Raw genomic sequence first — 12388 nt, 5'->3', positions numbered from 1 at the left:
TTGACGGGGTTAAATGCCACCAAAATCGTATCGGCCGCTCCCTTCCGAACGCAGTCTATCGCCAACCCGTTTCTATCCCACAGGGGGCGTGCAGCGCCGAGATCAGTTTTTTAGAAGGAGCGCTCACTAAGGCGGGATTGCTGAGCGCAAAGCGATGATTGACCGTGCGCACGATCTGCCGATCACCCGGCAAGCGGAAGCTCTGAACATCAGCCGCGGCAGCGTCTATTATCTGCCGCGCCCGGTGTCGTCCGACGACCTCGCGATCATGCGACGGCTCGACCGGCTGCATCTGGAGTTTCCTTTCGCCGGTTCGCGAATGTTGCGAGGCCTGCTGGCTGCCGAGGGGTGCAAGATCGGCCGCCGGCATGTCAAAACGCTGATGCGGCAGATGGGGATAGAGGCGCTCTACCGCCGTCCGCGCACCACCAAGCCCGAGCCCGGCCACAAAATCTATCCATATCTGCTGCGCGGCATGGAGATCACGCGGCCGAACCAGGTCTGGGCGATGGACATCACGTACATCCCGATGGCGCGTGGCTTTGTGTATCTCGCTGTCGTGCTGGACTGGGCGACCCGCCGGGTTCTGTCGTGGCGGCTGTCGATCACAATGGAAGCGGCATTCTGCGTCGAGACGTTGGAGGATGCTTTGGCGCGTCACGGCAAGCCGGAGATATTCAACACCGATCAGGGCTCGCAGTTCACGGGCGCGGCATTCACCGGCGTGCTCGCCGACAACGGCGTCGCCATCAGCATGGACGGCCGGGGTGCCTGGCGTGACAACGTGTTCGTCGAGCGCCTTGGCGCAGCGTCAAGTACGAGGAGGTGTATCTGCGCGGCTACGACAGCGTCAGCGAGGCCCGTGCTTCGATCGGAGCCTTGACGGCGCGACGCCCGATCAAGCTTACTTCACCACGCTGCCTCTCCGCTTGGCAGCCTAACCTCGGCAGAGGCTCCACTTATCGATGCGGAAAATCTGTTCAGACAACCGGGCCCAGCTCAGGGTTCGAAAAGCTTCCGTGCTCCCTTTCGGTGCGACAGCAAGCGATAGGTGTGCCGTACCTGCCAGCTGAGCGGACGACCTCCACTTCGATCAGCGCCTTTGAGTTGAGCCTCTCCCGTCGTTCAACTTCACGGAAAAACGCCGAGGTCATTACCTAATCTCGCGCAGAAACTTTCAAGCAGCACAATGCTGACGGTCGATTGCCTCGTTTCGAACCGACTGATCATCCGGACTGAAATACATGCTGCCGATGCACCATCGCCAAGCGTAAGCCCGCTCTCGAGCCGGGCACGCCGAATGGCAGCCCCCCTTCTCATCGATCGGCGCCTTTGCGGTCGCGCAGCGGTAGGCGGAAGCCGCTCCGGCACGCTTCCTTCTTAAGCTTACTCGGGCGCTTCCAATCCGCTCGCTTGACTTACCCAACTCGGCGTCCCCCGCAGAAATTGCTTGCACAAGATTTGACGGCTAGACGCTTCGCGACTAGCAACGCTCGTTTGTCGCCATTGGTTCTCCTCGCCGATCCACAACAGTGCTCCGGCTTGAGATCGCGTCGAGGACATTCGCCCGAAGCTCCAGAAACGTTCATCGAAATTTTTATCGGCAGTCCTTAGCCAAAGGTGACGGATCCGACCGAGAGGACCGCACCATGTTTGGCTCGGTACGATAGGCCGTTCCGGCAACGAATGCGAGACTACTAAGGCCCGACAACCCTTCGAATGTCATGATGCGGTGCTCGATCAATGTGATTGCAACATTCATCTCCTTCGAGAGCAAGCGGAGTAGACACTCGACGCACCTCACCTACTCCGATGTTAGGGGGTTAAGCGTGCCACACGCAGCCATCACGAATGTCCGATTCCTCGAGCCCCAGCCTTCTCGTCGTCATAGCTTCGATTAGCGCATCGATCTGGTGCTTGGTCGTGCCCGGCGTGACGACCAGGTGGCTGACGTCCTGCGTCGCAATCTACCACTTGGTCTTGATGCATTCTCCAACGGGAGGGAAGACCACGGTCAGCGCATCGGGATTGCGCCACGCTCTCACGCCATGGGCAAGCGTAACGAAGCACAGCGGAAATGCGTTGAGAGGCTTAGAAACCCAAAAAGCTCCCAATGCTCCGCAGCTCGCGATTCCCCTTCAATTGCAACTTCGGACTTCTGCGACCGGCTTGGCCCTACTGCCACCTGGCGCGGTGCAGGATTTGAGCCACTGCGACGCAACCGCAAATTGGCTGTTTTTTTCGCTCGCGATGTCGCATTCGCAACAGCTTGGCGGCTTCTAGACAAGAGGCGCGTTTGCTTTCGTACGGAAGCGCGCGCGCAGGCCAAGGCGAATTGCGACTCGGCAGCCCGACGGGCGCCCACCGCCTCGATCATCTCTGGCTTGGCTGTTGCTTGCGGCGTCGCTCTCACCACGTTGCGTATCCGGCAGTTTACATAGCTTGTTCGATGTTGGATCTAACGGCGCCATCGCTATTGCGAGCGTGGGCATCATCGCGCGAAACCCGGATAACGGCAGCTAGTCGTGACCTATCAGGCGCTCCCTTTTCACGGTTTCCTGATTGAGAGACCCACATGATGACCGGCATCTCAGCTCACGTTCGATCAGAAAGGGCTCGGTGAAGGACCTTGTCTGGTCGGATCGCGGAGAGGGCAGCGGGGCGCTACGGAGTCATACACATTAAGCTTCTTATCGGAGTCAAAGCGCCCACTCGCTACTAGAACAGAAGAATATTCTTCAATTGCAAGGCAACCTCGATGAGGTCTCGTTTGGCCTTCCAGCATTTAGCTGACGAGATGCATCACGCGCCTCGAAATCGCACGGCTAGTGCTAGAATTCCTCCAACAAATGGACGATAGATTCCATTTATGGTTCGACTGCCGAAACTAGTAGGCTTTTCCGGGTTGACAATCTCAGCCTCGAAGACCCCGCTCTGATCATTCGTCCTGACACTGACATCTTGAAAATCCAAGAATTCACCAGTTGCCGGCGCATATGATTTGTATACGGCTTCCTTTATTGCGAAGAACAATTTCGGGCCGAAGCGACTGCTGGACCACTCCTTACGCTCGATTTCCTCGGAGGTGCACACGAGCGGCAAAAGGTCCGCTCCTAGCGGTTCTTGATCTTCAATGTCCAACCCCAGAGCGAGCACAGTGTTGGACTTTCCAGCAACAGCTCCGCAATCAGACGAAGAGTGGGAAATGCTGCCGACGACTCCCGAAGGCCAAAGAGGAGCCCGATCCACTCTCGACAAAATCGGAACAGGAGCGAAACCCAATTTGCGCAAGACCTCATGAGCGTGATGCCGTCCCCAGGCGAACTCACGCCGACGACGAAGCGAGACGTTCCCCAACATGTCGTCTTCGGCCGGAAATGGGAGGGGGACCGGGTCACATATCGATCCGCCGGAAAAGCTGATGTCATTTGCCAAAGCTGCGCCGATAGCAGCCCCTAACGTCGTTAGCGTTTTCATAGGTTGGACCAACCTTTGTTCTGGAACAATGTGAAGCTGCAGATCTGAGCTCGCTTTACGTTAGCTAGCCTGAGATCGCAGGCCGCTCAAGGCCCGCAGCATCCGAGACGAAGTCATGCTCTGCGACGCTCGATATTTCGACGGCAGGATCGGACCGATCGAGCGTGCATCGGACGAGCTCTGCGCTGACGCGACCCGCTTTCGAGATCGACAGCCCTCGCGCCACACCTGGCTGGCCGAATTGCATCACCGTTGTCGGAGCTGTCGCAGAGTGCTCAGAGTGGACGGGTACGGCCTTCAACAATTCCGGTGAGGCAGAGGTCGGGGCGGATTGGTACCCTGCTTGTGGACGTCGAGCAGAATTATGCAGTCTATGTGGAACCTAACCTGTCGGTCCTACCCTCCATTATGATGCCGGACCAACGAGGGCGACTTTGTGCTGCGCGCTCGTGCGAGGAGCTCCATTCCGTTCGCTCACTGCATTTGATCCGTGGCGCGACCGATGAACTCGAGCACCGACTGCGCCTTGTGGATCTCGCGTGCGACGCAATTGAAGATTCGGGTCGCAGATTCAAGCGTGACGACAAGTCCAACCTCCTCGCATGATAGCTCAAAATGATGCGCAACCTGTTCGTTGGTAGGTGCAATGCCACTTTGCAGCGAGCTGATCGCTAATGATGCGAGCATGTGCTCGACCACGTCTTTTTCGGCCTGAGTCAAGACATGCTTCCTTTCTGAATGTTGGCTCGCCTGTCGGCGAAGTTGTGGTCGCCGTTGAAAGACCGGCCAAAGCCGCTCCGCCTCCGCGCCTGTGTTGCCACGACGGTCACATCATGCGGGCTCAGGAAACTTGGGCGAAACAGCTTCCGTCGACTTCTAGACTCTACTTCTGGGGCTGCGGTAAGCAGAGTAAGGCTCAAAGACGACCCTGCGCATACGATCTCGGAAGTTCGAGACGTCTGCCGGATCCGCAGCCTCACCCATTGGGGCGCTTCGCCGTGACACGAACTCGAAAGCGGCGACGTCGACTTCTGCACGCATGGCGGGAGTCCGAAATTACACGACCATGATGACCATGCCGGCGCAACCGCCGGCCCCCGGTGAGCAGCGGACTGAGGTTTCCCAACATGCTCCACGAAACGAGGAGAAGGCAGCAAGCATCACAGTAGTTCAGCTCCTTCGCAGCGATACCGCACTTCCTAAAGAATACGGCGCCCTCGCCACCTGCATATCAAGATCGGCTGAGAAGATCGCAACGTGCCACGCGGCCCAGCCAATGCGGCGCACGCCTCACCCACATGGGTGACTCTGCCTAAGGGTGGCCGGCCCTCCGAAGCGCTTGCACGGACTGATCTACCTCCCACGTCGCACCACTACGAGCCCTCTTACGAGCCCTCTTGGATTTGTGGATCTTTCCTTGACTCCGATCTGTTTCTGCCTGCCAACACGCGAAGTGACTCAGCCTCTCGAAGCACACTGAATGAAAGCGTCACGAGGATGCTCGAGAAGACACGAATCCCTCAATGGGAACGTTGCGTGGCACTCGTTTGAGTTGCTAATGATGGCTTTAGTCAGCATTTTTTCAAGCCTACAACCTGACGCTACGTGAGATTCAAGCTGTTTTTGTTGGGCCTGCGGCTTTTCGGGATTTGGGTACTTGCGAGTTCTTATCGAAGAGCTGGTCGCAGGCGAGTGAGGGTTCATCGCCGGACGAACGAAGGTAACAGGTCAAGATTGGCTTGCAGGGACTGCTGCCCTTCATAGAGCTCCTGGTCGCTGCATTCCGTGTAGACGAAGCGCGTGTTGCTCAAGGTATTCCTGCCGCCAGCGATCACATCGGACTCGGCTCCCTGCACGTCCATCCAGATGAAATCGATGCGTTTTAAGTTCGCCTCACTGCACCAATCATCCAACCGTCGAGTTTCAACTGAGATGGGATGATCAAACCGAACCCAGTCATGTTCCACGAGATGATTCTTGGGTCGGCGTATTGAGCCAGAGAGATCCCATTCCTTCGCATCTCCATTTCCATTGCTTGGATGGAAATCGACCCTGCCATTTCGGTCACTGACCGCGATCTCGAATAGCTTCACTTTGTCGAGGTACAGATCCATGTTTTTCTTGAAGCGAGCAGCCGCTCGGGGATCTGGCTCAAAGCAGTAGAGCTGAGCCTGCGGGCAGAGCTCGAGAAACTTTCGCGTATCGGTTCCGTCGTTGCAGCCGATGTCCAAGATAACGCGATCCGGCTTTTGGAAGAAGAGAAGCAATCTGCCGATGTACTGTTAAGGATGATGTGGGTTCCATGGAAATATGCGGTCTCTTAGAAAAAGGCCTGCCGAAGCCTAGCCAGCAGTCCTGTCGAGAACTTTTGGAGCGCTCGGCAGCTGCCTACTTACAGGGCCTCGCGGAGGTCCGTTGAACTTTGTCCTTGAATTCTCGATTACACGCACCCCCTTCCTGCGCAATGTATATCAATGTATATATAGTGTATGCGCCGGCCTGACGATAAAGCGGATGGATTATGCGCGCCTCTCGATCAACTCGTGGCTTTTAGGATGCGTCGCCAGCGTATTTCGGGCTCTTCAATAGGCGCGTCGTACCATGTCATTGCTGTCGAATTGCAAAGTAGCTCGTCACAATCGCACCACAGCACAAGGCAAAGGGCGGGCTCCAGCTTTCATTGCCCCGGCCGATGCTGACTCGGCGGCCTAACCGCCTGATTTGAATCGACTTTCAGTTAGACTTCGCAAATGACGGCCTTCCCTTGCGCATAACCGGAGAGAGAATGACGGCTCAGGATTCACAGCGGCGCGTGGCGCTGATCACCGGCGTCACCGGCCAGGACGGGGCCTATCTTGCCGAATATCTGCTCGGCCTCGGCTATGAGGTCCACGGCATCAAGCGGCGGTCGTCCTCGTTCAACACCGCCCGCATCGATCACCTCTACCAGGACCCGCATTCCCGCAAGGTGCCGTTCCTGCTGCATTACGGCGACATGACGGACTCGACCAATTTGATCCGGCTGATGCAGCAGATCCGGCCGACCGAGATCTACAACCTCGCCGCCCAGAGCCATGTCGGCGTCAGCTTCGAAAGCCCGGAATATACCGCCAATGCCGACGCCATCGGCGTGCTGCGGCTCTTGGAGGCGATCCGCATCCTCGGCATGGAGAAGGAGACGCGGTTCTATCAGGCCTCGACCTCGGAGCTCTACGGTCTGGTCCAGGAGGTGCCGCAGAAGGAAACCACGCCGTTCTATCCGCGCTCGCCTTACGGCGTCGCCAAGCTGTACGGCTACTGGATCACGGTCAACTACCGCGAGGCCTACGGCATCTATGCCTCGAACGGCATCCTGTTCAATCATGAGAGCCCGATCCGCGGCGAGACCTTTGTCACGCGCAAGATCACGCGCAGCGTCGCCCGCATCGAGACCGGCTTCGATGAGGTGCTCTATCTCGGCAACCTCGAGGCCAAGCGCGACTGGGGCCATGCGCGGGATTATGTCGAGGGCATGCACAGGATCCTGCAGGCCGATGCCCCCGACGATTTCGTGCTGGCGACCGGCGAGACCCGTTCGGTGCGGGAATTCGTCGAACTGGCGTTTGCCGAAGTCGGCCGCCGCATCGAATGGCGTGGCAAGGGCGTCGACGAGACCGGGTTCGATGGCAAGTCCGGCAGGACCCTGGTCAGGATTGATCCGGTCTATTTCCGGCCGACCGAAGTCGATCTTCTGGTCGGCGATGCCAGCAAGGCGCGCGAGAAGCTCGGCTGGAAGCCCAAGACGTCGTTTGCCCAAGTGGTCAAGGAGATGGTCGCGAGCGACCTCGAAGACGCGCGACGGGAGGCGGCTCATGGCAAGCATTCCCTTTGAGCTGAAGGGCAAGACCGTCTACGTCGCCGGCCATCGCGGCATGGTCGGTTCCGCACTGGCGCGCCGGCTGGGGCGTGAAGATGTCGAACTGCTGACAACGACCCGCAATGAAGTCGATCTGCGTGATCAGGGGGTAGTCAACCAATGGTTCGCCGCCAGACGTCCGCAGGTGGTGTTTCTCGCTGCCGCCAAGGTCGGCGGCATCGTCGCCAACAACTCGCTTCGCGCCGAATTCCTCTACGACAACCTGGCGATCGCGACGAATGTGATCCATGCGGCGCATGTCAACGGAGCCGAGAAGCTGATGTTCCTCGGCTCCTCCTGCATCTACCCCAAGCTGGCGCCGCAGCCGCTGCGCGAGGATTCCATGTTGACCGGCCCACTGGAGCCGACCAACGAGCCATATGCGATTGCGAAGATCGCCGGGATCAAGATGGTGGAGGCCTATCGGAGACAGTATGGCGCCGACTTCATCAATGTGATGCCGACCAATCTCTATGGCCCCGGAGACAATTATCATCCCGAATATAGCCACGTCGTGGCTGCGTTGATCCGCCGTTTCCATGAGGCGAAGGCATCCGGCGCCAGCGAGGTCGTGGTCTGGGGCACCGGCACGCCACGGCGCGAATTCCTCTATGTCGACGATCTCGCGGATGCCTGCATCCATCTGATGAAGATCTATTCGGATAGCGAACTGGTCAATATCGGCACCGGCGAGGACATCACGATTGCCGAATTCGCCCGTGTCGTGGCCGCAACTGTCGGCTATACCGGCGAGATCAGCTTTGACACCTCGCGCCCCGACGGCACGCCGCGCAAGCTGCTCGATGTCTGCCACCTCACCGCGCTCGGCTGGCGAGCCCGCACCTCGCTGAGGGAGGGAATTGCGTTGGCGTACCGAGCATATCTCAACGAGAGCCACTGGTCGCGGCAGAGTAGTCCTCCGCGTGCCGGACAAGCGAGCGTGATCCGGGACCCATAAGCAATCGGCCTGTGAAGAATCTCCTAGCGCTTGAGCGGGAATCGATGGTTCGGGCAGAAGGGGTTTTAGATGCACGCCTTTTTTTAAGCTTTAGGGCTCGAAGGATTGCAAATTCGACGACGAGAAGCAGGCCAAACAAGCTGCTTTTCTTGTCATCGTCCATCATATTCAGCCCAACAATCGGAGGTTTCGTAGGCTCGAACGGATAATATTTGATGAAGCTTGTGCTTCAATCTCTCCAAGATCAAAACGGCAATGTTCTCTGCCGTAGGATTCTCCAATCCCTCGACTTCGTTTAGGCATCAATGATCAAGTGCACTGATGATCTAGGTCAGAAAAGTCTACGACGAATCCGGTGACAGGATCCCTGGTCCATCGAGTTGCACCTCGACCCTATAGGAATGGCCGTGCACGCGGCTGCACCTATGTGTGGGCGGCACGTTCGGGAGCCGGTGAGCCGTTTCAAAAGGCTTGGGATATCTTCATCGAATGCGCAGATGCTTATAGGATTTCAATGCTCAGCCCAGTTCGGATAACTGAGTAGTACCCATGATTTCGCGTATGGATTGGGGCATCCATCAGCTAAAGGGGCAATTGGATTCAGGGGGTGAGGCATTCGGCATCTACCCCGATCAACGTAGTCACCCAGAAAACTTAGACGCATAGCTTTGGGTTCGACTCCGCGTTCCCAGCTTCGCAGAGAAATCAATTGTAGGATTGGCGCGGCCAGCACACAAGCTTCTTAGGACTGTGAGCGATGCGTGGCCGATTTCCTCGGCCGTTGCCGGCCACTGAGGGCACCCGCCCATGAACTCGGCCAGATCCCATCGCGGCCCTCGCGTCAGTCGACCTTGGCCGACTTGGCGAAGGACTCGCGTGAAGCCATCGGAATGGCGCCTCCGCGGGTCGGGTCCGCGAAGGTGCCACCGGCCGAGGCGTAGTCCTTACCTGTACAACGCTCAAGGACGATGCCAATCGCCTCGACATTCGGGATGTCCGACTCGTGCAGCTCGGGCATCGAGGACTTGCGGGCAAGTGCCGCCTCTACGTAGGGAGCCAGCTCCTCTTCTTTACGTCGGACGCGCTCGTCTTCCCGCTCTTTCAGAGCAGGCATGACCTCTTTGGCGAACAGCTCAAGTGCCTCACAGATATGCTCGTGCTTATTCATGCCGCACTGCTGGATAAAGATCATCTGGTCGATACCGACATCAGCATACCCCATGAGATGCTCGCGAACACTCCTGGGCTGTCCGATGCTGCCTGAGCCTGGCGTCTCCTTCATCTCGTCCTTGATCGCTTGGAAGCGCCGCCACAAATTCGTGCGCCCAGGGCGGTGTTCGCCATATACAGCATAATGCGCGATCGAATAACCGAAGAACTTGAAACCATCGAGTCCTCGACGCATCGCTTCTTCGGCGTTCTCATGAACCATCATACCGTTGAGAGTGGCGATGTTGGCGTTTACCGAATGCCCAATGGGCACGCACTCATTGGACTTGATGATCTGATAATACTCGTCGCGCCACACTTTCGCTTGCGACGCCTCCACAAATCCAAAAACCAGCGCCCCTACCCCGTAACGCGCGGCACGCAAAATACTGTCGCGCCGTGAACACGCCATCCAGATCGGTGGGTGCGGCTTCTGGACCGGCTTTGGCACGATGTTACGGGTCGGCATTGTGAAGAATTGCCCGTCGTATCCGGGATACGGCTGCATCGTCATCATATTGGCGGTCTGCTCGACCCCTTCCCGCCACATGGCACTTTTCTGCTCGGGCTCGATCCCAAAGCCATGCATCTCGATCAGCGACGCGGATTCTCCGGTCCCCCACTCGGCGCGCCCCCCAGAGATCAAATCGAGCGTCGCCAGACGCTCCGCCACCCGTGCCGGATGGTTGTAATTCGGGGAGGACAGGCAAATGCCGTGACCAATGCGAATAGTCTTTGTACGCTGGGAGACAGCCCCCAGAAAGACCTCGGGTGCGGATGAGTGGGAGTACTCCTCGAGGAAATGATGCTCAACCTCCCACATGTGATCGAATCGGAGCCGATCGGCCAGTTCGATCTGCTCCAGCGCATCACTGAACAATTTTCGCTCGCTGCCGTCCTCCCAAGGACGCGGCAACTGGTGTTCATAAAACAGTCCAAGCTTCATCCTTTTTCTCCTGGGGTACGATGGTCACCGAGCCGCTTCAGACATGGTGCCCAGCCCAGTGCCGCAGGGTGGTTCTGCGCCGCGGCCAGCAAATGTACTTCGTTCTCTCGGTTCAAAGCTCTTGCGCGCCAATCGAGCTCTCTCTTAACTCCAGCCGCCCGATCTGCTGGAACGGCTCGCCGCCCCCTCCACGAAGGTAGTGCACAGCGCCTCATTCGCGACCAATTCCGAAGCCACTGAAGGGCGGGCGCTCCCAGCTCGCCGCGACCGAGGCGCGATCTGGATGTGCCTCTCTGCCGACGATCAGACGCGATAGGACCAATGCCGCTGCTGGCCTAATGACAGCGGCACCACGACGGATGTGGCTTCAATCGGCGGTACAGCACTCAACAGTGCAGCAGTGATGGCATTGATTTGGATCAACTGAGCAAGTCTCATCTAAACTCCCGGGCCGGTGCCTGCGATACCGCCATTGTCGTGACGGATTCTTCACCGTCTCCCAGCAATCGGCGTGCCACAAGACCTTTTGTGCGAGGCTGCTTGAAGAAGAAACACCATGTGCTTCGCGTCACGCCGGCGGGCTACTAGCTGCGTAGTGTCGGGCCTGGAAATTACGTCTTCAACCGGACACGGCCGACCACGACAACACGTGCGTTAAACGACGACCCTGGGTCTCGTGCCGAACTCGAATGCCTGCTCGGGGATCATCTTGCCTCTGGCGACTTCACGGCCAGGGCGCTCGGCATCGCAGCATGATCTGGTATCTGGCAATTTGCGGCGGGGGCATCCAGTGGTGCTGGCGTTGGCCGTACAGGCTGCCGCATCACCGATGCTTGCCGGTTTACTGCGATCGTGGCTTGGCGAGAGGCCGCCTCTTCCGGCCACTTGCTGAAACCGTTCACCAGCGATGCTAGACTTTGGCTGTTAAACTCCTGAAGCGCTCCGCTTTCATCGCCCGAACATTCGGCTATTCTGATCGTTGCATTACGGCATTCGTCCATCGTTGAAGTGTCGACCGAATGATGATGCGAAGAACGAAAGGGCTCTGAGCCCGACTTCCTAATCAGAGCGTTATCAAGCCGCAACATACATGCAGCTATGCGCTCGCACGCTTCGATACCTGCCTGACCTCAGGCCTGCTGGCTCACCGCGTTGCATGTCGTGGCGCGATATCCTGGCGCGGATGTCTTCTTCGAAGCATGGCACGAATCTCAGTTAGTATCTGCGGCGGCCTTTTACAGGAACGTTGCCTGGTCCACGCCGACACCCCGGCCGGACACAACTGCCTATGCAGCGGGAGCGCGTCTCTTCGCGAGCTTCTGGTAGCTTGATCGCAGCGCGGGCGGTGCGCGACCTGCGCAATTGCAACTTACATCACCAAGCATTCAGCATTCGTATCATCCGACACTCCCCAGGCCACATGCGACTTTGCCCGCTTTCAGTGTCATTCCAATAACCGGCGAGAGCGCTTCCCATCCTGGTACAAGATGTACCTGAATGATCGGTCATCATCCGCAAGCGAGAAGGTCGACCTCGCAAGCATGCCGCTCGAATTGATTTCTCAAATGAGCCATGGACGCCTGCGTGGTAGCCTTGGTCATCGTTCTTCCAAGCCTACAACCTGACGCTACGTGAGATTCAAGCTGTTTGATGCTCATCCATATACGGCGACGTACTGCTGATGGTGGTCGCGGTGATCATCGCCGCAGTCGGCTTTTTCCGAGAACGGCTCGTTCGCATGTTCACAAACCTGACGTGGAACACCGCTCACAGCAACTAGATTAGCGTTTTCTTGGTTCGAATCATATCAGGCGGCGTCGGCGAGTTTGTAGGTCCACGTGTGGATGACCGGATGGCGATTGACGTCGTCGATACCGGCCATGATGCGCTCCTTGAGTTCGTG

General features: G+C 57.9%; 7 protein-coding genes and 3 pseudogenes. 3 read left to right on the top strand and 7 right to left on the bottom strand.

Going from position 1 to position 12388, the window contains the following annotated elements:
• Positions 1-82: 82 nt before the first annotated feature.
• A pseudogene (locus tag C7G61_RS40900) lies at positions 83-941 on the top strand (IS3 family transposase); the annotation flags it as partial.
• A gap of 190 nt (positions 942-1131) precedes the next feature.
• Here C7G61_RS40900 and C7G61_RS47730 read toward each other — a convergent pair.
• The 4 genes and pseudogenes from C7G61_RS47730 to noeI all read right to left on the bottom strand — a co-directional run.
• Complete coding sequence (locus tag C7G61_RS47730; protein ID WP_108523203.1) at positions 1132-1320, bottom strand: helix-turn-helix domain-containing protein; 189 nt, start codon at positions 1318-1320, stop codon at positions 1132-1134.
• Between the two features lie 1482 nt (positions 1321-2802).
• Positions 2803-3360, bottom strand: a complete 558-nt coding sequence (locus C7G61_RS47725) for a 4'-phosphopantetheinyl transferase family protein (RefSeq protein ID WP_210205924.1) — start codon at positions 3358-3360, stop codon at positions 2803-2805.
• A 591-nt stretch (positions 3361-3951) separates the two neighbouring features.
• Entirely contained in the window at positions 3952-4197 is a 246-nt protein-coding gene (locus C7G61_RS40875; protein WP_244608732.1) for a hypothetical protein, read from the bottom strand.
• 992 nt (positions 4198-5189) lie between these two features.
• Positions 5190-5781, bottom strand: a pseudogene (gene noeI / locus C7G61_RS40870) (2-O-methyltransferase NoeI); the annotation flags it as partial.
• Between the two features lie 481 nt (positions 5782-6262).
• Here noeI and gmd point away from each other — a divergent pair.
• Both gmd and fcl read left to right on the top strand, forming a co-directional pair.
• Positions 6263-7348, top strand: a complete 1086-nt coding sequence (gene gmd, locus C7G61_RS40865) for a GDP-mannose 4,6-dehydratase (protein WP_108523200.1) — start codon at positions 6263-6265, stop codon at positions 7346-7348.
• Complete coding sequence (gene fcl / locus C7G61_RS40860) at positions 7329-8330, top strand: GDP-L-fucose synthase (protein WP_108523199.1); 1002 nt, start codon at positions 7329-7331, stop codon at positions 8328-8330. The genes gmd and fcl overlap by 20 nt, the downstream gene beginning before the upstream one ends.
• Before the next feature lie 152 nt (positions 8331-8482).
• On the opposite strand, the pseudogene C7G61_RS40855 reads toward fcl, so the two are convergent.
• The 3 genes and pseudogenes from C7G61_RS40855 to C7G61_RS47150 form a co-directional block, all read right to left on the bottom strand.
• A pseudogene (locus C7G61_RS40855) lies at positions 8483-8788 on the bottom strand (6-pyruvoyl trahydropterin synthase family protein); the annotation flags it as partial.
• A gap of 383 nt (positions 8789-9171) precedes the next feature.
• Positions 9172-10485, bottom strand: coding sequence for an LLM class flavin-dependent oxidoreductase (locus C7G61_RS40850; RefSeq protein ID WP_063800216.1), 1314 nt, complete (start codon positions 10483-10485; stop codon positions 9172-9174).
• 303 nt (positions 10486-10788) lie between these two features.
• Positions 10789-10923, bottom strand: a complete 135-nt coding sequence (locus C7G61_RS47150; RefSeq protein WP_274542316.1) for a hypothetical protein — start codon at positions 10921-10923, stop codon at positions 10789-10791.
• Positions 10924-12388 lie beyond the last annotated feature (1465 nt).

The sequence above is a fragment of the Bradyrhizobium algeriense genome (genome assembly GCF_003062295.1).
Taxonomy (GTDB): domain Bacteria; phylum Pseudomonadota; class Alphaproteobacteria; order Rhizobiales; family Xanthobacteraceae; genus Bradyrhizobium; species Bradyrhizobium algeriense.
The sequence above is the reverse complement of the archived record's forward strand: the minus strand, read 5'-3'. Positions and strand labels throughout refer to the sequence as shown.